Source organism: Mesorhizobium sp. M0189 (genome assembly GCF_040322135.1).
In the GTDB taxonomy this organism is placed as follows: Bacteria; Pseudomonadota; Alphaproteobacteria; order Rhizobiales; family Rhizobiaceae; genus Mesorhizobium.
The window spans coordinates 76,091-100,930 of the sequence record NZ_JAMYSW010000010.1 but is presented as its reverse complement, the minus strand read 5'-3'; the positions used below and the strand labels follow the sequence as shown (position 1 = coordinate 100,930).

The 24,840-nt window shown below is 63.8% G+C and carries 28 protein-coding genes; 8 read left to right on the top strand and 20 right to left on the bottom strand.

Annotated features, from left to right (window positions below):
- The first annotated feature begins 3 nt into the window (after nucleotides 1-3).
- From NKJ09_RS19200 to NKJ09_RS19180, 5 genes are all read left to right on the top strand, one after another.
- The gene (locus NKJ09_RS19200; protein ID WP_352494452.1) at nucleotides 4-531 is read left to right on the top strand and encodes a TlpA disulfide reductase family protein; all 528 of its coding nucleotides are present in this window, start codon (nucleotides 4-6) and stop codon (nucleotides 529-531) included.
- Nucleotides 532-544: 13 nt separating this feature from the next.
- Nucleotides 545-1,282, top strand: coding sequence for an SCO family protein (locus NKJ09_RS19195; RefSeq protein ID WP_031194475.1), 738 nt, complete (start codon nucleotides 545-547; stop codon nucleotides 1,280-1,282).
- A gap of 51 nt (nucleotides 1,283-1,333) precedes the next feature.
- Nucleotides 1,334-2,113, top strand: a complete 780-nt coding sequence (locus NKJ09_RS19190) for a DsbA family protein (protein ID WP_352484015.1) — start codon at nucleotides 1,334-1,336, stop codon at nucleotides 2,111-2,113.
- The gene (locus NKJ09_RS19185) at nucleotides 2,110-2,676 is read left to right on the top strand and encodes a hypothetical protein (protein WP_023720632.1); all 567 of its coding nucleotides are present in this window, start codon (nucleotides 2,110-2,112) and stop codon (nucleotides 2,674-2,676) included. The genes NKJ09_RS19190 and NKJ09_RS19185 overlap by 4 nt, the downstream gene beginning before the upstream one ends.
- A 113-nt stretch (nucleotides 2,677-2,789) precedes the next feature.
- Entirely contained in the window at nucleotides 2,790-2,954 is a 165-nt protein-coding gene (locus tag NKJ09_RS19180) for a hypothetical protein (RefSeq protein WP_023720633.1), read from the top strand.
- A 123-nt stretch (nucleotides 2,955-3,077) separates the two neighbouring features.
- On the opposite strand, the gene NKJ09_RS19175 is transcribed toward NKJ09_RS19180, so the two are convergent.
- The 3 genes from NKJ09_RS19175 to NKJ09_RS19165 are packed head-to-tail and all read right to left on the bottom strand — an operon-like array spanning nucleotide 3,078 to nucleotide 6,072.
- Complete coding sequence (locus NKJ09_RS19175; protein WP_352494453.1) at nucleotides 3,078-4,298, bottom strand: NAD(P)/FAD-dependent oxidoreductase; 1,221 nt, start codon at nucleotides 4,296-4,298, stop codon at nucleotides 3,078-3,080.
- The gene (locus NKJ09_RS19170) at nucleotides 4,295-5,008 is read right to left on the bottom strand and encodes a methyltransferase domain-containing protein (protein WP_023720635.1); all 714 of its coding nucleotides are present in this window, start codon (nucleotides 5,006-5,008) and stop codon (nucleotides 4,295-4,297) included. Before NKJ09_RS19170 ends, NKJ09_RS19175 begins: the two co-directional genes overlap by 4 nt.
- Complete coding sequence (locus tag NKJ09_RS19165; RefSeq protein WP_352494454.1) at nucleotides 5,005-6,072, bottom strand: type III polyketide synthase; 1,068 nt, start codon at nucleotides 6,070-6,072, stop codon at nucleotides 5,005-5,007. The genes NKJ09_RS19170 and NKJ09_RS19165 overlap by 4 nt, the downstream gene beginning before the upstream one ends.
- Nucleotides 6,073-6,335: 263 nt before the next feature.
- Between NKJ09_RS19165 and cueR the strand changes: the two genes are divergently transcribed.
- Together cueR and NKJ09_RS19155 are read left to right on the top strand one after the other, a co-directional pair.
- Entirely contained in the window at nucleotides 6,336-6,734 is a 399-nt protein-coding gene (cueR, locus tag NKJ09_RS19160; RefSeq protein WP_031194477.1) for a Cu(I)-responsive transcriptional regulator, read from the top strand.
- A complete protein-coding gene (locus NKJ09_RS19155) occupies nucleotides 6,731-7,288 on the top strand; it encodes a cytochrome c (protein ID WP_352494455.1) in 558 nt (185 codons plus the stop codon). Before cueR ends, NKJ09_RS19155 begins: the two co-directional genes overlap by 4 nt.
- Before the next feature lie 5 nt (nucleotides 7,289-7,293).
- Here NKJ09_RS19155 and atzF read toward each other — a convergent pair whose 3' ends face one another.
- From atzF to NKJ09_RS19115, 8 genes are read right to left on the bottom strand one after another with little or no spacing between them, the layout of a single operon-like run.
- Nucleotides 7,294-9,102: an allophanate hydrolase gene (gene atzF, locus NKJ09_RS19150; RefSeq protein ID WP_352494456.1), complete on the bottom strand. Its 1,809-nt coding sequence runs from the start codon at nucleotides 9,100-9,102 to the stop codon at nucleotides 7,294-7,296.
- Nucleotides 9,099-9,449: a cupin domain-containing protein gene (locus NKJ09_RS19145; RefSeq protein WP_023720640.1), complete on the bottom strand. Its 351-nt coding sequence runs from the start codon at nucleotides 9,447-9,449 to the stop codon at nucleotides 9,099-9,101. The genes atzF and NKJ09_RS19145 overlap by 4 nt, the downstream gene beginning before the upstream one ends.
- A complete protein-coding gene (locus NKJ09_RS19140) occupies nucleotides 9,442-10,110 on the bottom strand; it encodes a cysteine hydrolase family protein (protein WP_352494457.1) in 669 nt (222 codons plus the stop codon). The genes NKJ09_RS19145 and NKJ09_RS19140 overlap by 8 nt, the downstream gene beginning before the upstream one ends.
- A complete protein-coding gene (locus NKJ09_RS19135) occupies nucleotides 10,110-11,642 on the bottom strand; it encodes an ABC transporter ATP-binding protein (RefSeq protein WP_023720642.1) in 1,533 nt (510 codons plus the stop codon). Before NKJ09_RS19135 ends, NKJ09_RS19140 begins: the two co-directional genes overlap by 1 nt.
- A 10-nt stretch (nucleotides 11,643-11,652) precedes the next feature.
- Complete coding sequence (gene biuH, locus NKJ09_RS19130) at nucleotides 11,653-12,354, bottom strand: biuret amidohydrolase (protein WP_023720643.1); 702 nt, start codon at nucleotides 12,352-12,354, stop codon at nucleotides 11,653-11,655.
- Between the two features lie 14 nt (nucleotides 12,355-12,368).
- Entirely contained in the window at nucleotides 12,369-13,295 is a 927-nt protein-coding gene (locus NKJ09_RS19125) for an ABC transporter permease (RefSeq protein ID WP_023720644.1), read from the bottom strand.
- Complete coding sequence (locus NKJ09_RS19120) at nucleotides 13,295-14,419, bottom strand: ABC transporter permease (RefSeq protein ID WP_352494458.1); 1,125 nt, start codon at nucleotides 14,417-14,419, stop codon at nucleotides 13,295-13,297. Before NKJ09_RS19120 ends, NKJ09_RS19125 begins: the two co-directional genes overlap by 1 nt.
- A gap of 20 nt (nucleotides 14,420-14,439) precedes the next feature.
- Nucleotides 14,440-15,567 carry a BMP family ABC transporter substrate-binding protein gene (locus NKJ09_RS19115; RefSeq protein WP_352494459.1) on the bottom strand — a complete coding sequence of 376 codons (1,128 nt, stop codon included), beginning with the start codon at nucleotides 15,565-15,567 and terminating at the stop codon, nucleotides 14,440-14,442.
- 322 nt (nucleotides 15,568-15,889) lie between these two features.
- Here NKJ09_RS19115 and NKJ09_RS19110 point away from each other — a divergent pair, with 322 nt between their 5' ends.
- Nucleotides 15,890-16,549 (top strand): GntR family transcriptional regulator, encoded by a 660-nt coding sequence (locus tag NKJ09_RS19110; protein WP_352494540.1) that lies wholly within the window; start codon nucleotides 15,890-15,892, stop codon nucleotides 16,547-16,549.
- Nucleotides 16,550-16,551: 2 nt separating this feature from the next.
- Here the strand turns inward: NKJ09_RS19110 and doeB are convergent, their stop codons facing one another.
- From doeB to ehuA, 9 genes are all read right to left on the bottom strand, one after another.
- The gene (gene doeB / locus NKJ09_RS19105; RefSeq protein WP_352494460.1) at nucleotides 16,552-17,553 is read right to left on the bottom strand and encodes a N(2)-acetyl-L-2,4-diaminobutanoate deacetylase DoeB; all 1,002 of its coding nucleotides are present in this window, start codon (nucleotides 17,551-17,553) and stop codon (nucleotides 16,552-16,554) included.
- A 5-nt stretch (nucleotides 17,554-17,558) separates the two neighbouring features.
- On the bottom strand, nucleotides 17,559-18,737 hold the full coding sequence (gene doeA, locus NKJ09_RS19100; RefSeq protein WP_352763310.1) for an ectoine hydrolase DoeA: 1,179 nt from the start codon (nucleotides 18,735-18,737) through the stop codon (nucleotides 17,559-17,561).
- A 38-nt stretch (nucleotides 18,738-18,775) separates the two neighbouring features.
- Nucleotides 18,776-19,768 carry a cyclodeaminase gene (locus NKJ09_RS19095; RefSeq protein ID WP_352494462.1) on the bottom strand — a complete coding sequence of 331 codons (993 nt, stop codon included), beginning with the start codon at nucleotides 19,766-19,768 and terminating at the stop codon, nucleotides 18,776-18,778.
- Nucleotides 19,765-20,757: a hydroxyectoine utilization dehydratase EutB gene (gene eutB / locus NKJ09_RS19090; RefSeq protein ID WP_352484024.1), complete on the bottom strand. Its 993-nt coding sequence runs from the start codon at nucleotides 20,755-20,757 to the stop codon at nucleotides 19,765-19,767. Before eutB ends, NKJ09_RS19095 begins: the two co-directional genes overlap by 4 nt.
- 10 nt (nucleotides 20,758-20,767) lie before the next feature.
- Entirely contained in the window at nucleotides 20,768-21,541 is a 774-nt protein-coding gene (gene eutA, locus NKJ09_RS19085; RefSeq protein WP_352484025.1) for an ectoine utilization protein EutA, read from the bottom strand.
- The gene (gene ehuD, locus NKJ09_RS19080; protein ID WP_023720653.1) at nucleotides 21,538-22,197 is read right to left on the bottom strand and encodes an ectoine/hydroxyectoine ABC transporter permease subunit EhuD; all 660 of its coding nucleotides are present in this window, start codon (nucleotides 22,195-22,197) and stop codon (nucleotides 21,538-21,540) included. Before ehuD ends, eutA begins: the two co-directional genes overlap by 4 nt.
- A 16-nt stretch (nucleotides 22,198-22,213) precedes the next feature.
- The gene (gene ehuC, locus NKJ09_RS19075) at nucleotides 22,214-22,873 is read right to left on the bottom strand and encodes an ectoine/hydroxyectoine ABC transporter permease subunit EhuC (RefSeq protein WP_023720654.1); all 660 of its coding nucleotides are present in this window, start codon (nucleotides 22,871-22,873) and stop codon (nucleotides 22,214-22,216) included.
- A gap of 188 nt (nucleotides 22,874-23,061) precedes the next feature.
- On the bottom strand, nucleotides 23,062-23,913 hold the full coding sequence (gene ehuB / locus NKJ09_RS19070) for an ectoine/hydroxyectoine ABC transporter substrate-binding protein EhuB (RefSeq protein WP_352484026.1): 852 nt from the start codon (nucleotides 23,911-23,913) through the stop codon (nucleotides 23,062-23,064).
- A 65-nt stretch (nucleotides 23,914-23,978) separates the two neighbouring features.
- A complete protein-coding gene (gene ehuA, locus NKJ09_RS19065; protein WP_023720656.1) occupies nucleotides 23,979-24,764 on the bottom strand; it encodes an ectoine/hydroxyectoine ABC transporter ATP-binding protein EhuA in 786 nt (261 codons plus the stop codon).
- Nucleotides 24,765-24,840 lie beyond the last annotated feature (76 nt).

Genomic DNA, 24,840 nt, shown 5'->3' with positions numbered 1-24,840 from the left:
ATTGTGAGCAAACTGGCCATGGTCCTGATTGGCATGCTGCTGGCATTTTCGCTGCCGGTATCAGCCGCCGAGCCGCCGCAGAACTTTGTCGTTCACGAGGCGCCCGTCCCCGTACCGGAAATCAGCTTCGAGGATGGCAATGGCAAGCCGAAAACGCTTGCGGATTTCCGCGGCAAGGTCGTGCTGCTCAATCTCTGGGCGACATGGTGCGCGCCTTGCCGCAAGGAGATGCCGACGCTCGATCGTCTGCAGGCCAAACTGGGCGGTCCGGATTTCGAGGTCGTCGCGCTGTCCATGGACCGTGCCGGTCCGGAGGTTGTGAAGAAGTTCTTTGCCGAGATCGGCATCAAGCACCTCGCCCTCAACATCGATGCCTCGGGCAAGGCCATGTTCGCCATCGGCTCCGTCGGCCTTCCGGCAACCCTGCTGATCAATCGCGACGGCAAGGAGATCGGCCGGCTGATTGGGCCGGCCGAATGGGACGCGCCCGACATGGTCGACTTCATCGGCAGCCGCATCGCTGCCGAGTGAGAAAGGAACAGATATGTCCGGGTTGAAGGCTCACTGCCTTGCATCGGCTTTGAACGAGTGGAGATGTTTGCTGCTGGGCGCCATTGCCATTGCGGCGCTGACCGTGGGGTTTTCGTATCGGGCGCAAGCCCACTCGCTCGACGAAATCGACACCATGCTTGAGGGCGACGAGAAATATTTCCAAACGATCGACAAGCCGGCGCCTGAATTCACGCTGCGCACCGCCGATGGGCGTGTCGTGCGAACGGCAGATCTGCGCGGCAAGGTGGTCGTCCTCCACTTCATCTACACATCGTGCCCGGATGTATGCCCCCTGCATGCCGAGAAGATCGCCGAGGTCCAGAAAATGGTGAACGGCACGCCGATGAGAGGCCAGGTCAGCTTTGTGACCATCACCACCGACCCCGCCAGGGACACGCCGGACGTGCTGCGCAGCTACGGGCAGACGCACGGGCTCGATCCCGTCAATTGGCTGTTCCTGACCACGACGGCGGATCAGCCGGAGGATGCGACCCGCAGACTGGCGGAGGCCTTCGGCCACAAGTTCACACTGACGGACGATGGTTATCAGATGCACGGCACCGTCACCCATGTGATCGACAAGGAGGGCCGCTGGCGGGCGAATTTCCATGGCCTGAATTTCGCTGCGGTCAATCTCGTCACCTTCGTCAATGCGCTCACCAACAATGTCGAGCGCCCGCACCATGAGCCGGAAACGGGATGGTGGGCGACGATCAAGGGCATGTTCTGAGGCACCATTCACATGCCGGCGGTCCGGCGAAACAGAGGGAAGGAGAACCCTGTGATCCACAAATCCAATTCATGGCGCGGAGCCATCGGCAAAATGGCCCGTGCCTTCGTCCTGGCCGGTGCGACGGCCTGGCTCGCGCTCGGTATCCACGGTCAGGCGATCGCCGCGGGCGAGATGTCCCAGGACCAGTTCGACCAGCGCATCCACGATTATATCCTCGCGCATCCCGAGGTCGTCATGGAGGCGCTGCAGAGCCTCGATGCCCGCCAGCGCGAGGCCGCGGCAAAAGAGGCGAAGGCTGCCCTGGCGGCCAAGGCCGACGATATCTTCCGGGACCCGGCGAGCCCGGTCGGCGGCAACGCCGAAGGCGACGTCATCATGGTCGAGTTCTTTGACTACAACTGCCCCTATTGCCGCCAGGTTGCGCCGATCCTGGCGCAAGCCGTGGCCGACGATCCGCAGCTCAAAATCGTCTACAAGGAATTCCCGATCCTCAGCACGGATTCCGTATTTGCTTCCAAGGCGGCTCTCGCCGCAATGCGCCAGGGCAAGTACATGGCATTCCACAAGGCCTTGTATGCGGTGAAGACGCGGGTGACCGAAGCGGTCGTGCTGAAGGTTGCTGCCGACGTCGGTCTCGATGTGGCTAAGCTGAAGACCGACATGCAGCGGCCCGATATCCAGGCGTCGATCGACCGGAATACGCAACTGGCACAGGCGCTGAAGATCAGTGGAACGCCAAGCTTCGTCGTTGGCGAGCAGATTTTCCCCGGCGCGACCGACCTCGCAACGATGAAGAAACTGATCGAGCAAGCGAGGAACAGCAAATGAGCCGGATATGCCATCCAACCCGACGGACGGTTGTTCTGGGCAGCGCCTTTGGCGTCGCTGCGGTCGTCGGCTTGCTCAAGGGGCCGGATTTGACGATCGCCGCGGAGGATTCCGATCTGGTGCGCCGCTTCAAATATCTCAGCCAGAACGGCAACAGCACGTGTTCGGCCAAGTTCACGGAGTCGATTGCGACCATGCCGGCGATGTCGCGGATCACGGGCTCGTGCTGCAGCCCAATGGAGACAAAGCGCTATGCCGAGCAGGTGAACGGTTTGGCCAGGTACCGCGAGATCGCGATGATCCCGAACGATCCGTACGATATTCCGGCCGGCATCGCACAGAAGATGATGCCCTACTACGATGTGAAACTCTCCGGCGACGAGCAGCAGGCCTATGACTATGCGATGGCCAATTCCAACGAGAAAGGCCCTTGCTGCTGCCAATGCTGGCGCTGGAAAGTGTATGGCGGATTGGCGAAGTTCCTGATCCGCGAGCAAGGTTTCACCGGCAAGCAGGTCGTCGACGTCTGGGATCTCTCGGACGGCTGCGGCGGAGGTATGTGAGACGGCAAGGACAGGACACTTCCGGTTGGGGGGACAAGGCGACAGGCGGCCGATCGGTTTCCTAGTCGTCTTGACCGAATTCCACGGCGAGCTAATTGCCTTCGCAGTCGCCGATGCTTACCGACGAAGGCGGGCCTTCACTGACCGTAAAGGTGATTGCAATGATGAATGGTCCAATGGGTACGTGGATGATGGGCGGCATGGCGCTCGTCTGGGTCCTGGTGTTCGTCGCCCTCTTGCTCGCGATTGCAGCCTTGGTCAAATACCTGCGAACCTGAAGCCGCGGACGCAGTCAGGTATACGACTATGCGATGACAAATTCCGGGGAGAAGGAGCCAGCTGCTGCCAACTGTGGCGGTGGCATGTAAGGCGACCAGGGCAGCACGACGCCGCGTCACTCGTCAGGCAAAGCCGGGAACCCGCTTGGTCTTGCCGCTCAGTTGCGCGCCCAGTGTCAGTGTCTGCGGGAAATTCCGGACGATCGCCGCCATCAAGGTGGCGCTGCCGGGGCGAAGGGCAATTCCGGCAAGGGCCGCGGCAGCGTAGACCCGTGTCGAAAACAGTCTTTTCCAGGCCGCCTCATAGCGCCTGGCGGCAGCCTCGCGCCCTGCTCGGCCACCTGGCGCGCATGCGAGTTCGCAAGCCAGCAGCCAGCCGGACTGCAGCGCCATCGAGATACCCTCGGCGATAACAGGATGAGACTCTCCGGCTGCGTTGCCGACGCGGAAGATGTCCTCTTCGTAGAACGAGCGAATTCCCGGCCGGATCGGACCTGCGGCAAGCCACGGACCGTCGAGAAGCGCCGGTTCCAGAGCGTCCCGCACGCCCCGGCATGAGTCGACGAGATGGCGGGAGACCGCATCGGCGGCCGGCACATGGCTCCGGTGTTTGGGGCCATGTTGTTTACGCAACCGCGCCAGCATATCGCGGCGAATGCAGCACGAGATCGACAAGCGGCCATGATCGGCCGAGACCATGCCGCCATAGCCGCCGGGGAAGGCCAGCAGAGGCATCAAATCCGGCGCCAGCGACGACCCGGTGAAATGCGCCTTGAAGCCGAGCAGGTCCGACGGGCGATTGGCCTTTGCGAGCTGGCTGGGCAGCGGCCCCGGTTCCCAGGAGCCGTGTGCGGCGACAATCACCGGCGCGCGCAACATCGCCGTTTCGTCCCCGGCTTGAATTCGTACCCTTTGCATCTCGCCGTCCCGGTCGATGGCGACGGCGCGGCAGGGCTGGAAGATTTCGACACCCGCCGATCGCGCCGTCTGCAAAAGCAGAGAGTCGAGAATGTCCCGGCCGAGTGCCCGGCCGAAGCCGTCTTTTGCAGGAGGCCCAGCTCCTGCACGTGGCATTGCCGCCTCGACGCAGGTTTCGCCGGAAAACAAACCGACGCGGCGGATTTCGGGGCCGGCATCGGTACGCCAGGCATCGCCGATCTCCAGCTGGTCGAAAAGCGCAAGATTGCTTGCCGAGATGTATTCGCCGCAGACCTTGCGGCGCGGAAATGCGGTCTTTTCCACAATTGCCACGGCCCATCCGCGCCGGGCCAGCGTGAGCGCGACGGACGTCCCCGCCGGGCCGGCACCGATGACGATCGCGTCATGAGTCGACAATCGCGTCATGAGTCGCTGCCGGCACTGGCGCCGACGAAGATGTGGGAGAAGAGGCCGGCGCGCCGCTCCTCGACCGGTTTGCCGTTGGCCGCAAGCCAGAGACCGGAAAGCTCGCTGCCGCGAAAGCCGGCACGCACGCTTTGCGCCGCATCGTTCCGTGTGACGTCATTGGCGCCGATTGCCGGGAGAAGACGGGTCGCGGCCAGCGCCAGTTTCGCCCGCAACGGCTCAGTCGCCAGCAGCAACGGGGCTTTCGGCCTGATCAGCGAAAACAGACGCACGAGCTGCGCATCGTCGAGATGATGCAGGAACAGATTGACCGTGACGGCGTCGAACCGTGCGCCCTCGATCTTTCCTGCCCAGTCGAAGACATCGGCGGTGATCCCTTCAGCCTTCCATCCCAGCCTGTCAAAATCGCCGCGCAATTGCGCGGTGACGAGGCTGACGCGGTCGAGCATCATCAGTTCGACCCCAGGCCAATGCCTGGCCATGCGCCGCGCCACCGCCAGCATGAAGGAGCCATCGCCGGCGCCGATCTCCAGAATACGGCGTGGCGGCTTTGGCACAAACCTCCTGAGCAACGACGTCATGATCGGCACCTGAAACATCAGCATATTGATGCGCCGAAGGTCGCGGCGCGCGGTCAGCGCTCGCGGATCGTCGGCCGCAAGGCCGTCAAGGATTTCCGGCGCAAGCTGCCGATGCTCCAGGCCGCTCATGACACCGTTCGAAAGAGCATGGTTTCGGCCGTCAGCCCGGGTCCGAACGACATGCCGCAGCCGAGCAGGCCGGCAGGCGCCTTCAGCATCTCTTTCATCACGAACATGACGGTCGCCGACGACATGTTCCCGTATTGGCGCAACACCGCGCGCGATGGTTCCAGCGCGGTGGGCTCCAGTTCCAGAGCCCTTTCGACGGCATCAAGCACCGAACGCCCACCCGGGTGCACGGCCCAAAGGTCGATCGCCTCGGTCGGCCGGCCACCGAGGATGGCGGCCTGGTTGCTCCGCAACGCTTCATGAATCGCTGCCGGCACTTGGCCGGAAAGAACCATTTCGAATCCGTGGTCGCGAATATTCCAGCGCATCAGATCCCGCCGCTCCCTCGCCACCAGACAGTGAAAGCTATCGAGCTCGATGCCGAGCGGCTCGGAAGTGATGAGCGCAGCCGCACAGCCATCGCCCCAGAGGCAGAACGACAGCAGTTTTTCCAGTTCGGTGGTTTGACGCAGGTGCATCGTGCAGAGCTCGATATTGACCAGCAGGACCTTGGCCTGCGGGTCGGAGCGGACGATGTGACGCGCCAGCTTGAGGCCGTTGATCGCCGCGTAGCAACCCATGAAACCGATCATCGTGCGTTCGACCCCGTCCGGCAGCCCGCAACGCGCAACCAGCTCGAGATCGATGCCCGGCGCCGAAAAACCGGTGCAGGTAGTGACGATAAGATGGGTGATGCGGGAAGCGTCGTCGCCAAGTTGCAATCCGTCGATGCCCTTTTGCGCCAGAACAGGTGCGGCATCGTCGAACATCGCCATTCTCATGGCCGTTCCGGGAAACGCGCCCCGAATGAAGGTCCCGGCCAGGTCGGCGGATGGTCCTTCGGGATCGGACGCCGGCGCAAAGCAGGAATAGCGGTGCTCGATGCCGGCAAGATCGGCCATGCGTTCGAAGATCCTCCGGCGATCGGCCGCGAGCATCGAGGCCGCGAAACGCAGGTAGAATTGATGAACCTCGTGCTCCGGCACCGCTGTCGCGATCCGGTTGATATAGGCCTTGACGGGCATGTTCTATCTCCTCGGCGTCTGCACGGCGTAACGTGCCGCCGGAGGGTCCTTGCTGATCGGTACCTGGTGCCGGGCGCCGAGTTTGAGCGCTGTTCGATAAACGTTTCCGAAAACTGATTTCTTCCCGAAGGTTCAGTATGCGCTGTTGGCAGGCAAACGGTTGGAGCCGGCGGGCGGTTGCGTCGGGCATCCAAAATCGCCACATCATGTTGACCTTCCATCTACTGGAAGGTCTATTTCCTCCGATAAAGGAGATTTCCGATATGAACATCGGCGTCGCATCCGAAAAATCCGGCCTACCGGCCAAGACGATCCGCTACTACGAGGACATCGGGCTCTTGCACCCGGCCCGGACAGACAATGGCTATCGCGATTACTCGACGGCCGATATTCACCGGCTGCGCTTCCTGCAGCGCTCGCGAAGCCTGGGGTTTTCGGTCGACGAATGCCGCCAGTTGCTCTCGCTGTACCAAGACAGGGAACGTGACAGCGCTGACGTGAAGGCGATCGCGAAAGCCAAGTTGGTGGAGATCGACAGGAAGATCGCCGAACTGGTCGGATTGCGCGGCTTGCTTCACCATCTGGTCAGTCACTGCCACGGCGACGAGCGGCCGGAGTGCCCGATCATCGACGAGTTGGCGGGACAAGGCGTGGCCCAGTGAGGCTCGCAGCCGCTCTAACAGTGCTGTCGCTTGCCTGCGTCTCTGTCGTGCTCGCTGCCGCCCATTCGAGCCGTGATGCGGTCATCGAGGCTCGCCAGGCCTCGATGAAGGAAATGGCTGCGGCGGCAAAGGCGATCGCCGGGATGTTCGACGGCAAGCGGGCGTATGACGCCGCGGCTTTCAAAGCGGCGGCCGAGGCCCTCCGCGCCCGCACCGGCCCTTCCCTCATTGCCGAATTCCCCAGCGCGACATTGGGTGCGCCTTCAGGCGCCAAGCTGGATATCGACCCTGCCCGCGCGGAGTTCGAAGGGCTGGCTCGCCACATCGGGACGCTGGCCAGCGCCCTGGCCTCCGACGCCGAGCGGGTGCCGCCGCGCATTACCGACGACATGAGAATGGGTTCCGGCCCGGCGATGGGCGGTGGCAGCCTGCTTGGCAAGCGACCGGGGACGGCGGAAGCCGATCCCGCCAAATTGCCGGCGGAGCACCTCCTGCATCTCATCTTGCAGGATTGCTCGAGCTGCCACTCGAAGTTCCGGCAAAAGGTCGAGTGATGGCGTCAGCTCCGCAGCTGCTGATCCGCCATGAAATTGCGCCAGCCGCCGAAATGCGAAATCTCTTCTGCATCGGTAAGGCCGGCACTTTCAACGAGGAAGCCTTTCGGCGAAGTTCCGTCGTCGAGCAGAAGCGTCCCGATGCCGAGCGGCGGCGGGATCGCCGCGACGAAGCGACCGAAGGCTTGCGGCGACAGCCGCCAGACTTCGACCTCGATGGCTGTGCCCTTGCCATTGCAGGTGCGCTCGAGCCCCGGTCTCGACACCGACTGGCCGGCGAGTGCGTAAAGCCGGTAGAGCGGCGCCGTTCTCGCACCCCGGGCGAAAATCGCGCCGAGCTGCTGCAACTGGCCGTTCAGCGCCATCCCCGATAGATGCGCGCCGACCACGGCCAGCTCGATCGTGCCTTCATCCACGTCCACGCGGATATCGCCACGCGGCGGCAGCGGCCAGCCGGTAGCGCCCAGCGCAAGGCCGCTTGCCGCATGGACATCGCGCGCAAGCGACGCCGTCAGATGGTCCTTGCCCGCCGCGGCAAGCAAGGTGACGCTCATCGGCAAACCGTCGCTGCGGGTTCCGGTCGGCACGGCGATGCCGCACATGTCGAGCAGATTGACGAAGTTGGTGTAGGTGCCGAGCCGGCTGTTGGTGACGATAGGGTCAGCCAACACCGCTTCGACTGTGTAATGCGTCGGCGCGGTCGGCACACAGAAAAGATCGACCGAGGCGATAACCGGCGCAAGCTTGGCCTTGTAGGCCTGCAAGGCATAGAGCCCGTTGAAGGCGTCCGCTGCGGAAAGTTTTCGCGCACCGCCGATGATCTGCCGCGTCACCGGATGCATGGCCGCCTCGTTGGCATCCATGAAGTCCCTGATCGCGGTGTAACGCTCGGCCACCCAGGCGCCCTCGTAAAGCAGATTGGCGGTGGCGTAGAAATCGCCGAACGGGATTTCGACCAGCCTGCAGCCCAGCGTCTCCAGCGAGGCAAGAGCGGCCTCGAAGCCCGCCTGCATCGCCTGGTCGCCGAAGAACGTCCGATCGGCCTTGGCCGGCACGCCAACCGTCAGCACCGGTGGGCGCGCGGCAAGCGGTTGGATGCCGAGGTCACGTGAATAGGGATCGGCGTCGTCCTTCGCCGCCGCGACCTCGAACACGCTGTAGGCGTCGTCGACGTTGAGTGCGAAGACGGAGACGCAGTCGAGCGTGCGGCAGGCCGGCACGACGCCGGCGGCCGACAGCGCGCCGACGCTCGGCTTCAGCCCGACGATGTTGTTGAGGCCGGCGGGTATGCGGCCCGAACCGGCGGTGTCGGTGCCGAGCGCGAACGAGACGATGCCACGCGCCGTCGCCACGGCCGAGCCGCATGAGGAGCCGCCCGGCACCAGTGTCGGGTCGATCGCATTCCTCGGGATTGGATAGGGCGTGCGCACGCCGACCAGGCCGGTAGCGAACTGGTCGAGATTGGTCTTGCCGACGACCAGCGCGCCGGCGGCCTTGAGCCGCGCGACGACGGTGGCGTCGTTCGCCGGCAAGTAGGCATATTCCGCGCAGGCCGCCGTGGTCGGCATGCCGGCAACATCGATGTTGTCCTTGACCGCGAACGGAACGCCCCACAGTGGCTTTGCCAACGGATCGAACGGGCCGAGCTTTTCCGCCTCGGCAAGCATCTCCGCCCTGCTCGCCAGATGGATGAAGATGCCCGGGTCATCGGCCGCCGCGAGCCGCGCATGGACCGTATCGATCATATCGCCAATACTGAGGCCGGCCTGATAGGCGGCGTGCAGGCTCGCTATGTCGAAGCGGATGTCGCTCATTCGGCCTCGCCCTGAATGACGACCGGCAGGTTCCACTGGATGAGTACGACGCAGCCGTCTTTTGTCCACACCGAATGCTCGGTTCCAACCGGGTTCAGGATCACACTGCCCGCTGCATAGTCGCCGTTCTCGTCGCTCTGCGAGCCTTCCAGCACGATGATCGTTTCCAGCCCGGCGTGGCGGTGACGCGGCACGCCGGCGCCCGCCCGGTAGTTGAGAATCGCGACCGACGGTTCCGTCGATCCCCCCTTGAGCAGCCAATGCACCGTGATGCCTTCGCGAAAAGGCTCGAATGGCAGATCACGCCAGCCCCCTTGGATGAGGGCCTGGTATGCAATGTTAGGCATTGGAAATTCCCTCGAGCACCTGGTCCGTTGTCGCCGTCCAGCCGACGATCGCGCCCTGCGCCCTGATCATGGCAAGGGCTGCCGTCTTGAACTCCGGAAAATAGCTCTCCGTCGCATCCTCCGCCAGCAGGCATTCATAGCCGCGGTCGTTGGCCTCGCGCATCGTCGTCTGCACGCAGACCTCCGTCGTCACCCCGGCAAAGACCAGTTGCTGTGCGCCGAGCCGCTTGAGGTCATCGCCGAAGCTGGTGGCATAGAACGCGCCCTTGCCGGGTTTTTCGATGACGATCTCGCCAGGCAATGGTGCAAGTTCATCGAGGATCGCCGTTCCCGGTTCGCCGACGATCAGCACGCGACCCATGGGACCGATATCGCCGATGCGGATCGACGGACTGCCGCGATTGCGCTTGGCCGGCGGCAGATCCGAAAAATCTGCCTTGTGGCACTCCATCGTGTGGATCACCGGCAGGCCAGCGGCGCGAAACCCTTCGAGCAGCCTTTTCACCGTGGGCACGATCGCCGTGATCCGGCTGACGTCGTTGCCGAGGCTGGCGCCGAAGCCGCCGGGCTCGGCGAAATCGCGCTGCATGTCGATGACGACCAGCGCCATCGCCTCAGGCTTGAAGGCAAACGGGAACGGCAGCGCCTCGATCTCCGCCATCAATGATGTCCCGCCATGTGCTCGCCGATCGTCTGCACGCTCGCCTGCGCGATCGGCGTCTCGTAGACCAGCGCGCCATCCGACATGACGAAGATGCGGTCCGAGAGCTCAAGCAGCTCGTCGAGGTCCTCCGACATCAAAAGCACTGCAGCACCGGCATTGCGCGCCTTCATGATGCGGGCGCGTATTTCGGCGACGGCGGAGAAGTCGAGGCCGAAGCAGGGGTTCGACACGATGAGCAAATCGACCTCGCCGGTCAGTTCCCGCGCCAGCACCGCGCGCTGCACATTGCCGCCCGACAATGATGAAATCGGCGAAGCGAGCGAGGCCGTCTTGACCTTGAACTGTTCGACAAGACGGGCCGCGTAGTCCCTGATCGCGCTCATCCTGATCCAGTTGACCGGCTTGCCGGCCTCGTTGAGGTCGAAGGTCCGGAAGGCCATGTTTTCGGCCACCGTCATCCGCGGTGCGCAGGCATTGCGCAATGGCTCCTCCGGAATGAAGCGGACATTGAGTGTGCGCGCCTCGCTGCGGCTGGCACCATAGGGCGAGCCTTTCACCAGAACGTCGCCCGCATTGCGTGCCCGCTGTCCGGCAAGGACTTCGAGAAACTCCTTCTGGCCGTTGCCGGAGATGCCGGCGATGCCGACGATCTCGCCGGACTTCACGTCGAGCTCGCCGATGTCGATGCTTTTCAAGCCGGTGCGGTCAGGCGCCTTCAGCGACTTTACCGTCAGCACCTGCCTGGCGCCGGCCGGCACCGGAGCGCGACTGTCGAGTGCTGCAATCGGTTGGTCGCCGATCATCATCGCCGCCATCTGCTTGTGCGAAAGTTCGGAGACCTTTCCGGTTCCGGTCAGCCTGCCCTTGCGCAACACGGTGATGTCGTCGGCAAAGGCCGTCACCTCGTGGAATTTGTGCGAGATCATCAGCACGGTGAGGTCGCCTGTCCTGGTCATGTCGCGCACCAGGCCAAGCACTTCCTGTGCCTCGCCAGGGGTGAGCACCGAAGTCGGCTCGTCGAGCACCAGGAAACTGCGGCCGAGATAGAGCTGCTTGACGATTTCGAGCTTCTGCTTCTCGCCGGCCGCAAGTTCCGCCACCTTGACGTCGAGCGGCAGCTTGAACGGCATCCGCTGCATGAATTGCGCAAGTGCGGCGCGCTCCTTGCGCCAGTCGATGACGCCCGGCACTTTCTCGCGGGAAATGACCAGGTTTTCCGCACCGGTCAGCGACGGGACGAGGGTAAAATGCTGATAGACCATGCCTAGCCCGAGCGCCGAGGCATCCTTCGGGCTGGCTATCGCGACCTCGCGGGCATCGACCAGCATGTCGCCGGCGGTCGGGCGGTAAAAACCCATCATGCATTTGACCAGCGTCGACTTGCCGGCACCGTTTTCGCCGAGCAGCGCATGGAATGATCCCGCTGGCACCTTGATCGAGACATCGTCCAGCGCGGTGAAGGCGCCGAAGCGCATGGTCATGCCGATAGTCTCGACGCCGACGGCTTTCTTGACGATGGTTCCGCTCAAGATCGCCCCCTCACGGCAGCTGCGCGACGAAGGACGCCGAGCTCGACACCGCGCCGAACACGCCGCCCTGCATCTTGATCATCTTGATCGCGGCGAGATGGTTGCCGTAGTCGGTCGCGCCGCAGCAGTCCTCAAGCATCACGCATTCGAAGCCGCGATCATTGGCCTCGCGCATGGTCGTGTGGACGCAGACATCGGTGGTGATGCCGGTCAGCACGATGTTTTCGATGCCGCGCTGGTGCAGGATCAGCTCCAGATCGGTGGCGCAGAACGAGCCCTTGCCCGGCTTGTCGATGATCGGTTCGCCCGCCGCCGGATAGAGGTCGGGGATGATATCCCAGCCTGGTTCGCCGCGCACCAGGATGCGCCCGCAAGGTCCGGGGTCGCCAATGCCGGCATTGATGCGGCGTGAGCGCCAGCGCTTGTTGGCCGGCAGGTCGGCGAGATCGGGCCGGTGGCCCTCGCGCGTGTGGATGATGGTGTAGCCCTGGGCCCGCATGGCTGCAAGCACCGACTTGATCGGCTCGATCGGCGCCCGCACCAGCGAAAGATCGTAGCCCATATGATCGACATAGCCGCCCGGCCCGCAGAAATCGGTCTGCATATCGATGATGATCAGAGCCGTATTGTCCGACCGCAGCTCGCCATTGTAGGGCCATGGATAAGGGTCGGCGTCGATGTAGCGCTGGGTGATCTCGGCTCTGGCGTTCATCGGGAAAACTCCAGTCATTTGGTGATCGACAACTCGCCCGGCGCGCCGGCAAGCGAGCGGCTCGGCGACGAGGTGGCGATCATGATGATGAGCGTGAGGATGTAAGGTGCGGCGTAGAAGAGATAGTAGCCCTGCGTTACCCCGACCGATTGCAACGCCGGGCCTAGCGCCCCGGCGCCGCCGAACAACAGTGCCGCGGCAAAGCAGCCGAGCGGGTTCCAGCGTGCGAAGATGACCAGCGCCACCGCCATCAGCCCCTGCCCCGACGAGATGCGTTCGGTCCAGCTGCCGGGGTAATAGAGCGACAGATAGGCGCCGCCGATGCCGGCGAGCGCGCCGCCGACGCCTGTCGCAAGCAGGCGCACGGTGTTGGGATTGAGGCCCATGGCGCGCGCCGCATCGGAGCTGTCGCCGACGACGCGTACGATCAGGCCGGCGCGGGTGTTACGGAAGGCCCACCACAGGAACAGCGCAAGTGCGGCCCCGATCAGGAACAGCACGTTGACGTTGAGCGCCGCCTGCACCTGCGGAATATTCGACCAGCCACCGAAGGCGATGGCCGGCAGGTCTGGCGCCGAGGGCTGGATGAACGGCTTGCCGAAGAAGAAGGCGAGACCCGAGCCGAACAGCATCAGCGCGATGCCGATGGCGATGTCGTTAACCCCGCGGAATTTGCAGATCCAGCCATGGAACAGCCCGAAGCAAAGACCGGCACCGGCGGCAGCCAGCACGCCGAGCCATGGCGAGCCGGTCACCACTGCTACCGCATAGGCGGTCATTGCGCCGAAGACCAGCGTGCCTTCGAGGCCGAGATTGATGCGGCCGGAGCGCTCGGTGATGGCTTCGCCGAGCGACACGAAGATGAACGGCGTCGAGACGCGGATGGCGCCGCCGAGAATGGCGAGCGGCACGCCCCACAGGCCGATCTCGGTCGCGTCCATCAGGAGCCCCTCTTCCACAGATCGGGATTGAAAACCTTGAAGCGGCCGTAAAAGGTTTCGCTGAACAGGATGACTACGAAGAGCATGCCTTGCAGCACCAGCACGGTGGCGTCGGGCAGGTCCATGCGGCGCTGGATCAGCCCGCCGGAAGCGCCGATGCCGCCGAGCAGGAAAGCGACCGGGATGATGGCGAGCGGATTGTGGCGGGCGAGGAAGGCGACGAGGATGCCGGTATAGCCGTAGCCGGCGGCGAGCGAGGCGTTGGCGCTGCCTTGCACGGCGCCGACTTCCAGCATGCCGGCCAGTCCGGCAAAGCCGCCGGCGAGCCCGGTAAAGCCGACGATCAGCGGGCCGACGGCAAGCCCTTGCACCTGGGCCGCCCTGACATTGCCGCCGGCAATGCGGGCGGCAAACCCCCAGCGCGTCTTTTCGATCAACAGCCAGGACAGGACGCAGGCGACGATGCCGACGACAAGGCCCCAGTGCACGTCCATGCCTGGAATGTTGCCGATGCGGTAGGCATCCGCCAGCGGCTCGGTCGAAGGTTTGTTGAGCGAGGCCGGATCGCGCAGCGGCCCTTCGACCAGATGGTTCATCAGCGCGATGGCGATATAGGCCATCAGCAGGCTGGATATGGTTTCGTTGACGGCGCGGTAGTGGCGGAGTGCGCCGACGGCACCTATCCAGATGCCGCCGGCGACCACGCCCGCCACGCCCATCAACAGGATGACCACGAAAGCCGGCGCGCCATTCGCCGCGACGCCGATGGCGGCGGCGGCAACGCCGCCCAGCACGATCGCGCCTTCGCCGCCGATGACGACGAGGCCGAGCCGAGCCGGCAGCGCCACGCAGAGCGCTGCCAGCAAAAGCGGTGCGGCCCGCGACAGCGAGTTCTGGATCGAGAACCAGGAGCCGAAGCCGCCGCGCCACATCGTCACGTAGAGTTGCACCGGTGATTTGCCGACCAGCGCGATGAACAGGCTGAACAGCGCCATGCCGACGATCAGCGCCGCGAGCGGTATGACGAAGGCTTCCGCCCGCCGTGCCACCCATTCGAGTGCCGCCGGATAATTCCTGGCGCCAAACAGCGCTGGTGCGCTCGCGGTACTGACCGTGTCTGTCATGGCCCCGTCTCCGATCCGGTTCAGGCGGTCGAACCGACCACGCCCTCGACGAGGTAGTCCATGCTTTCCAGCTCGAGCGCGGTCTCGACGAAGGCCTGGCCTTCGGTCGCGACGACGACGCCCTTGTTGCTCTTCAACGGACCCTTGATGACCGAAAATCCGCCTTTCATCATTTCGGCCAGCGTGCCGTCGAACTGCTTGCGGGCGGCCTCGCCGACGGCGGGGCCGAGCGGGCTCATCTTGACGAAACCGTCGGCCAGGCCGCCGCGCGTGAAATTGGGAAGCGGCGTGCCGGCCACCAGATCGTCGACGAACATCTTGTAGACCTTGGCCCAGTTCCATTCCGCGCCGGTCAGGTATTTCTCCGGCGCCAGCGGGTTCTGGTTGGCATGATAGCCGCAGATGAAGGCGCCACGCCCGGCCGCCGTCTCGACCACCACCTTGGGGCTGTCGACATGACAGGTGATGACGTCGGCGCCCTGGTCGACCAGCGCATTGGTGGCCTCCGCCTCCTTGACCGCCAGCGACCACTCGCCGGTGAAGATCACCTGGCAGGTGATGGTCGGGTCGACCGAGCGCGCGCCGAGCAGGAAGGAATTGATGTTGAGCAGCACCTGCGGGATCGGCTTTGCCGCGACGAAGCCGAGCTTCTTGGTTTTGCTGGTGTGGCCGGCGACGACGCCGTTCAGATACTGGCCCATGCCGATATAGCCGAAATAGGAACCGGCATTCATCGGATGCTTGTCCTTGTTCCACATGCCGCCGCAATGGCGGAACTGCACGTCGGGGAATTTCGCGCACATGGCCAGCATATGCGGATCAAAATAGCCGAACGAGGTCGGGAAGATCAGCGACGCACCGTCGAGATTGATCATCGATTCCATCGTCTTCTGCACGTCGACCGTCTCCGGCACGTTCTCCTCTTCGACGACGGAAATGCCTTCGATCCCCTTCAGCGTGGCGGCGCCTTCGGCATGCGCCTGGTTGTAGCCGTAATCGTCCTTTGGCCCGACATAGATGAAGCCGACGGTTGCGGTCGCGGCGAAGGCCCTGCTGATCGGAAACGATGCGGACGCAAGACCGAGCGCCGCTCCGGCGGCGGAAGTCTTGAGCAGGTCGCGGCGGCTAAGCATGAATCGCTCGGTCATGTGAATGCTCCCTCTATGGGGCCTTTGGGGCCGGTTAACACCTCAATGAAAGAAGTGTATGCAATCAGCGTGCCAGTTTCAGAAATGGGATTTATTCAGCAATATCAACGAGTGTGCCGATGTGGCCTGCACAAAGCCGGAGCAATTGCATACACTTTTTGCCTCTAAAACGGCCAATTTGACATGAAGGCTAAAACATAGGCATACAGAGCTGCGGAGGAATCGAAGCCGGTGCGTGGCTTATGGCTGCGCGAAGAGACTGGACGGAGGAGACGTGTCGGCAAAGCGCAATTTGATCAGGTCGGGCACGACCGTCGATCAGATGGTGAGGGCGATCAGCGACCGGATCGTTACCGGTTTCCTGCGTCCCGGCGAAAAACTCGACGAAGCCTCGCTCGCCGCCCGCTTCGACGTCTCACGCACGCCTATCAGGGAAGCGCTCAGCCGGCTCAGCGCCATGGGACTGGTCGAAAGGCGGCCGAACCGCGGCGCCACCGTCGCCGTGATGACGCAGGAGCACCTCGCCTCGATGTTCGAGAGCATGGCCGAGCTTGAAGCGATCTGCGCGCGCTTCTCGGCCGAGCGCATGACGGCCGGCGAGCGCCGCACGCTGGAGGCCGAGCACCGGGCCTCGGCACGCTTCGTGCAGCTCGGTGCCGAAGAAGAGTATGAGATTTTCAACACCGAATTCCACACCCGGCTCTATCGCGGCGCGCACAGCAAGCACATTTATGAGTTGACCGTCATGACCCGCGGCCGGCTGGCGCCGTTCAGGCGCGCGCAATTCATGCTGCCCGGCCGGCTGGCCCAGTCCTGGCAAGAGCATGACGCCATCGTTACCGCAATCATGCGCGGCGACAGTACGGCCGCCGGAACAGCCGCCAAGGACCATGTCTCGATCGTCAGCGAGGCGAGCGCCGTCTTTGCCATCGGCGACCGCCCTAAAGGCAAGGCCGAGCCGTTTCCGACATCGGCCTCCTAGCCTCAATCGACCAGCACGGCCACCACGGCAGCACAGTCGCCGGCCTTGACCAATCCGGGGAAATGCCGCGCCGCCAACAGACCGGACATCTTGGCCCGGATCTCCTGCGGAGCGCCGCCGGTGCGGCCGATCGAATGGATGCGCGCCAGCACCTGGTTTTCTGCCACCGGCTCGCCGAGATCGATCATGGTTTCGATCATCCCGTCGTCCTCGGCGAACGAGAAGCAATCTCCCGATGGCATGTCGAGCCAGCGGGTCGGCTGCATCTCGACCGCGCCGGCGACGATGCCGGCATGGCGCAGCACATTGAGCACGCCGCGACGCGCGATCCTCACCGTTTCCGCGCGCGAAGTTCCGCCGCCGCCGAGCTCGGTGGTGATGAACAGCTTGCCCATCTCTTCGGCGGCAGTGTCGAACATGCCGACCGCGTCGATCTCCAGCATCTTCATCGACCAGGGTGCCGAGAAAGCTTCAACCGCAGCGAACCCCTTCTCTTCCAGCACCTTGTCGGGCCGGATATGGGCGGCGCAGAACGGCACGAAGTCGAGCGTCTTGCCGCCGGAATGGAAATCGAGCGCGATGTCGGTGCGCGGCAGAAGTTCGCGCTGGAAATAATCGGCGATCTTCTCGGTCACCGTACCGTCGGGCCGGCCGGGAAAGCTGCGGTTGAGATTGCCCTTGTCGATCGGCGAGGTGCGCGTGCCGGCGCGGAACGCCGGATAATTCATCGCCGGCACGATGATGACCGTGCCGCTGACCTGCCTCGGATCGAGCGTGCGGGCGAGATCGTAAAGCGCCAGCGGCCCCTCATATTCGTCGCCATGATTACCGCCGGTGAGCAATGCACTCGGCCCGTTGCCGTTGCGGATGACGCAGATCGGGATCATCACCGATCCCCAGGCGGAATCGTCACGGCTGTAAGGCAGGCGCAAGAAACCGTGCTGCACGCCGTCGCGCTCGAAATCGACGCTCGGCGTGATCGGTGATGGGCGAAGGCTGGACATCGGGCTCAATTCTTCACCACCAGCTTGCGCGGCACATTGGCCAGGCACGCGACCCCGGTTTCGGTAATCAGGATGGATTCGGTGATTTCCAAGCCCATCGTCTCCAGCCACAGGCCGGTCATGAAATGGAAGGTCATGCCGGGCTTGAGCTCGGTGCGGTCGCCTGGGCGCAGGCTCATCGTGCGTTCGCCCCAGTCCGGCGGATAGGAAAGCCCGATCGGATAGCCGGTGCGGTTGTCCTTAACGATGCCGTATTTCTTCAGAACCGCGAAGAAGGCGTTGGCGATGTCCTCGCAGGTGTTGCCGGGCTTGGCGGCGGCAAGCCCGGCCTCCATGCCTTCCAGCGTCGCCTTTTCGGCATCGAGGAATTCCTGCGTCGGTTTGCCGAGGAAAACGGTGCGCGACAGCGGACAATGGTAGCGGTTGTAGCAGCCGGCGATCTCGAAGAAAGTGCCCTCGCCCGATTTCATCGGCCTGTCGTCCCAAGTTAGATGCGGTGCCGATGCGTCGGCGCCTGACGGCAGCAGCGGCACGATCGCCGGATAGTCGCCGCCAATGCCGTCGACGCCGCGCGTGCCGGCATCATAGATCTCGGCGACCAGGTCGCATTTGCGCATGCCGGCTTCGATCTTGTCGACGATGCGCTGGTGCATCGCTTCGACGATGCGGGCGGCTTTGCGCATGTAGTCGATTTCGGTCGGGCTCTTCACCGCGCGCTGCCAGTTGACCAGTGCCGTGGCATCGACGAAGCGGGCATGGGACAAGTGCTTCTGCAGCGATGCGAAGGCAGCGGCAGAGAACCAGTAATTGTCCATCTCGACACCGATGCTGAGCTTGCCCCAGCCACGATCGGCGAGCACGCTGGACAGAAAATCCATCGGATGGCGCTCGGTCGACTGCACATAGTTGTCGGCATAGCCGACGATGTTGTCGTGCGCGAGATAGGCGGTGCGCTTGGCGCCGTTGGCGTCCTGGCCGCGCCCGTACCACACCGGCTCGCCCGACGGTGGCACGACGACCGCCTGGTGTACGTAGAACGACCAGCCGTCATAGCCGGTCAGCCAGGCCATGTTGGACGGATCGCTGACAACAAGCAGATCGACGCCCTTGGCCTCCATCGCCTTCCGCGTCTTGGCGAGGCGCTCCGCATATTCGCCGCGCGAGAATTTCAAATTAGGCTGCATTGTTCTTGGTCCTCGTTTGTTGGGCCTTGCGGCCGGTATCAGCTTTCGAAAATCGTACCGGTCTTGGCTGCACGCGCACGGTCGCGGGCGAGCGTGGCGATCGCCGTGTCCTGCACGCCGGTGCCGGTCAGATCGGCAATGGTGATGTCGCTGTCCGAACGCCGGCCATGCCTTTCGCCGGCGATGATGTGGCCAAGCTCGGTGATCTCGGCATCGGCCGCCATCACGCCCGCCACGATGGCATGGTGCAGTTCGCCCAGGAGCCGCGTCTGTTTCGCACTGTCGGCGACGTAGAGGTCGGCCATGCGCAGGATCGCCGGCGCGATCTCGTTCTTGTGCTCCGCGTCCGAGCCCATCGCGGTGATGTGCTGGCCGGCGGAGACGAAGCCGGCCTTGATCAGCGGCTCGGTCGACGGCGTCGTGGTGACGATGATGTCGGCATCGGCCGCAGCCTTTGCCGCGTCCGGCTCGGCGTGAACGGCGATGCCCAGTCTTTCGGACAATGCGTCCGCCGCGGCTTCGGCCTTGGCGGCATCCCTTGCCCAGATCCGAGCCTCGGTGATCGACCGCACCAGCATCAGCGCCTCGAGCTGCAGTCCGGCCTGAACACCGGCGCCGAAGATTGCGGCAACGGAGGAGTCCGGACGCGACAGATGTTTGGCGGCGACCGCGCCGGCCGCCGCCGTGCGGATGTCGGTGAGATAGCCATTGTCGAGCAGCAGCGCCTCGACCAGCCCGGTCTTCGCCGACAGCAGCACCATCATGCCGTTGACGCTAGGCAGGCCGAGCTTCGGATTATCGAAAAAGCCGGGGCTGATCTTGATCGCAAAACCGTCGATGCCCGGCACATAGGCGGTCTTGACATCGACCTCGCCGCGATGCTCGGGAATGTCGAGCCGCAGGATTGGCGGCATCGCCACTGGCAAGGTGGCGAGCGCGCGAAACGCGTTCTCGACACAGGCGACGGCATCGAGATCGAGCTTCACGATCTTGCGCAATTCAGCTTCGGTGAGGATCGTCATCCGGCTCATGCTGCGCTCTCCGCAATTGCTTCGCCGCAAATGATCTTGCGGTGCAGTGTCATGTCGATGTTGCGGCCGGACAGCACGAGCACCGTCGGGCCGTTCGCCCCGACCTTGCCGGCAAGCACAGCCGCAATGCCGACCGCGCCGGCGCCTTCGACGATCTCGCGCTCCTGCTCATAAGCATGGCGGATGCCGGCGGCGATCTCGTCCTCGCTGAGCAGGATCACATCATCGAGCAGATCACGGCACATGGCGAAGGTCAGCCGGTTGTCGAGCCCAATGCCGCCGCCGAGCGAGTCGGCCAGCGTCGGCAGTTCCTCGACCGACACCGGATGCCCGGCGTCGAGGCTTGCCTTCATCGCCGCACCGCGCGCCATCGAAACGCCGATGACCCTCGTTGCCGGGCTGACGCCCTTGACGGCAGCGGCAACGCCAGCCGCCAGCCCACCGCCGGAAAGCGGCACCAACACCAGCGCGGCGTCCGCAACTTGTTCCATGATCTCCAGCCCAAGTGTTCCTTGCCCGGCAACGACCGCAGGATGATCGAAAGGCGGCAGCATGATCAGCCCCTCTTCCGCGACCAGCCGTTCGACCTCCCGCTGCGCATCGTCCTGGCTGTTGCCGACGATGCGGATCTCGGCGCCGAGCCGACGGATTTCCTCGAGCTTGTTCTCAGGCACCAGCCGCGACATGCAGATCGTCGCGTGGATGCCTTGCAGTCGAGCGGCATAGGCAAGCGCCCGGCCATGGTTGCCGGTCGAGGCCGCGACGACGCCGCGCGCGCTCTCCTCTTCTGTCAACGAGGCGATAGCGTTCGAGGCACCGCGCAACTTGAAGGCGCCGGTGGTCTGCCGATGTTCGAGCTTGAGATAAACAGGAGCGTCCAAGTGTTGGGAAAGACTCGGGGAAGTGACGGTCGGCGTGCGCTCGACCTTGCCTGCGATGCGCTCGCGTGCGGCGCGGATGTCGGAGAGGCTTATCCTGGACGTGGTCATGGCTCTGCAATCAGTTCAACGGCAGCGTCATCAGGCGGCCGAATTCGGGGCGTGGCTCGTCGTCGCCGCAAAGCCGCAGGCAATTCCAGGCTGTCGCCTGGTTGCTGGTGACGACGGGACGGCCGATGGCTTCTTCCATACCGACAACTGCCAGCGCCGACCGCAGCGCCGTGCAGGACACGAACAGCGCGTCGGCCTGCGGGGCCGTCGCCTCGCGGGCCAGATCGACCAAGGATTTCGGCGCAATCCGCGCCATCTCGCGGTCATCCTCGAAGCCGAGGCAAGTGAAGCTGGCGATCTCGAAACCGTGTGCCGCGAAATAGGCCGCCATTGGCCGGCTCGTCTCGACCGTATAGGGGGTGAGGATGCTGATTGTCCTGGCGCCCAGCGCCTTCAGGCCGCGCACTCCGGCCATCGGCGGCGTCACCACCGGCGCGCCGGGTTTCGCGGCCTTCACCGCCGCCTCGATTTCGGCATCGCCGATCACGACGGAGGCCGAGGTGCAGGAATAGCAGATCGCATCGAGCGGTTCGTCAGGAAGGATCAGGGCCGCGCCCGCCGTCAGTGACGGCTGCATCTTGCGCAAATTCTCCGGCGTCGTCGGGTTGGCGTAGGGAATACGCGCGACATAGACGCCGATACGATCGCTTGCCACCATGCGGTGAAAATCCGGTTCGCTCGTATGGTCGGTGGCAAGGATAATCAGGCCGACCCGCTTTTCCAGCGGACGTGCATCGAGCGCTGGACGGGCCGAGCGCAGGCGGATATCGGGTGCAGCGCTCATCGTTCGATCCGCCCATAACGGTGTTCCAGCCAGCGCAGCAGCACCACCGAGAACAGGCTGATGGCGAGGAAGAAGGCGCCGACCAAGGTGATCGGTTCGATATACCGATAATAGGTATTGGCGACGCTCTTGGCCTGGTTCATCAGTTCCAGCACGGTGATCGCCGACAGCAGCGGCGTCTCTTTGAACATGGCGATGAAATAATTGGCAAGCGCCGGGATCATCGGCGGGATCGCCTGCGGCATGATGATGTGCGTCCAGGTCTGCGTGGCGTTCAGATTGCAGGCCTTGGCCGCTTCCCATTGGCCACGCGGCACATTATCGATGCCGGCGCGGTAGACCTCGGCTGTGTAGGTGCCGTAATGCAGCCCGAGACCGATGACGCCCGCCACCAGCGGCGGCAACAGGACGCCGAAATCCGGCAGCACGTAGAAGATGAAATAGAGCTGCACCAATAGCGGCGTGCCGCGGATGAACTCGGCAAGGAAGCCGATCGTGCGCGACAGAGCCCTGTTCGGCGAACGGCGCGCCAACGCGATGCCCAGCCCAACGATGGCCGCCAGCACCGAGCCGAGCAGCGTCGCCAGGATGGTGATCTTCACCCCCTGGATCAGCGTCGGCAGGATCTGCCGGACAAAATCCCAATCCCATTCCATTACAGAGCCCGATCCATCAGACGCGCACCCCGTCGAGGCCGCGCGCCATGCGGCGTTCCAGCGACCGCACGCCCCATGAGATGAGTAGCGCCAGCACGAAATAGATGACGAGAATGGTGCTGAACGGCACCAGCGTGTTGCCGGTCTGCGAGCGCACCACCTGCGCCTGGAAGGTCAGGTCGGCAAGCGAGATCAGCGAGACGACGGCGGTGGCCTTGAGCAATTCAATGGCGTTGTTGCCGAAGGTCGGCAGCATCACCAGCAGTGCCTGTGGCAGGATGATATGGCGCATGGCTTGCCAGCGGCCGAGATTGAGCGCGGTGCAGGCCTCGTATTGTTCGCGGCCGATCGACTTGATGGCGCCGCGCACCACTTCCGCCGCATAGGCCCCGACATTCAGGCCCAGCGCCAGCACGCCGGCCTGCAGCGGCGTCAGCGAGATGCCGGCGAAAGGCAGCACGAAATAGGCCCAGAACAGCTGCACGAAGATCGAGGTGCCGCGGAAGAACTCGATATAGGCGGTGGCCAGCGCGCGTAGCACAAAAAACCGCGACAGCCGCCCCAGCCCGGCAAGAAAGGCCATGATCAAGGCCAGCACCGACCCCATCAGCGTCAGCTCGATGGTGACAAGCGCTCCTTGCAAAATCAGGCCGAAATAGCCGGACCATTGGGTCATTGGTCGAAAGGGCTCCGCATTGAATATTTGGCGAGGCGATCACTTCAGCGTCCTTCTCCCCGTTCACGGGGAGAAGATGCCGGCAGGCAGATGAGGGGCAGAGCCAATCTGTCAAAAGCTGGGCGTCGCCCCTCATCCGGCCCTTCGGGCCACCTTCTCCCCGTCAACGGGGAGAAGGAAGAACGCGCCTACTTCGCCGAGCAGAGCTTGTCGCGGCTCGTCGACATCGCCGCCGCCGCCGAGAAGCCGTAGGGTTCGATGATCTTGGCGAACTCGCCGGACTTCTTCAGTTTCGCCAGCTCGACATCATAGGCATCACGTAGCGCTTCGTCGCCCTTTTTGAAGGCCGCGCCATCGCAATAGACCGGCGCACCGACCACCGGCGCGATGACTTCGAGGTTCGGATCATTGGCTTTCTTGACCAGGTCGTTGATCGACAGCACTGGCAGTGAATAGGCATCGATGCGGCCGTCCTGCAGCATCTTCAGGCCGCTCTGGCCGTCCGGCACGACGATGACGCGCTCGCGCGGCACACCTGCGGTGAGCGCCAGCTTTTCCTCTGTGCCGCCACCGGGTGCGCCGATCGTCGCGCTGGTGTCCTTGGCGACGTCCTCGTAGCTCTTGAAGCCCTTCGGGTTGCCCTTCTTCACCAGCATCGCCTCGGCGTCGCACAGCACCGGTTCCGAATAGGCGACCGCAGCACAACGTTCCGGCTTCATGAACAGGCCGGCGGTGACGACGTCGAAACGGCCGGCCTGCAAGCCGGGGATCATGGCACCATATTCCGAGATAGAGGCGACGATGTCGTTGACGCCAAGGCGTTTGAAGATTTCACGGGCAACGTCAGGCGCCGCACCCGAGACCTTGCCGTCGGCGGCAACCGCCGTATAGGGCGGCTCGTTGGCGATGGCGACGCGGGCAAAGCCTTGCGCCTTGAGCTCTTCGAGCTTGCTGTCATCGGCCGAGCCGGTCGTCGAGGCGGCCAGCACCGCCGTCAGCGCAATACCGGCGACGCCGGCCAAAATGGCAAATTTCTTCATTGTTCCCAACTCCTTGTTTGTCTGTCTTCTTGGCTTGCTTGAGGCGTCGCCGCCTCGCATGGCAGTCAGACCCGATGTCCGGCCGCAATGATCTTCTTCAGGAAACCTTGCGTACGCTCCTGTTTGGGATGGCGGAAAATCTCGTCGGGCTTGCCTTCCTCGACTATTCTGCCGCGATCGAAGAACAGCACCCGGTCGGCGAAGTCATGGGCGAAACCCATCTCGTGGGTGACCAGCAGCATGGTCATATCGGTCTCGGCGGCGAGCTTGCGCATGACGTTGAGCACCTCGTCGACGAGTTCCGGGTCGAGCGCCGAGGTGACCTCGTCGAACAGCATGATCTTCGGCGACAGCGCCAGCGCCCGGGCAATCGCGACGCGCTGCTTCTGGCCGCCGGAAAGCTGCGCCGGCATCGCCTTGGCCTTGTCGACCATGCCGACCATGTCGAGCAGCTCCATCGCCCGCTTTTCGGCGGCGGCCCGCGGCATGGCTTTGGTCAGCATCGGTGCCAGCGTCACATTGTCGATGACGCATTTGTGCGGAAACAGATTGAACAGTTGGAAGACCATGCCGATCTTCTGGCGCATCTTTGCCAAATGCCGTTCATCCGCCGTCAGCAGCCGGCCGTTGCGCTCCATATGGTACAACTGCTCGCCGTCGACCTGGATGTGGCCGCTGTCAATGCGCTCGAGCGTCATCAGGATGCGCAGGATCGTCGTCTTGCCCGAACCCGACGGGCCGATCAGCGCCAGCTTCTCGCCGGGCATGACTTGCATCGAGAGGCCATCCAGCACCTTGAAGGTGCCGAAGCTTTTCGAAATGCCGTCGATCTTGATGATGGGCGCCGACAATGAATTTCCCGTGCTGGAGAAGCTGTACCTTTAACGATGCGGATCGCGGCAAATCATGTCAATCAAGAAAATAATA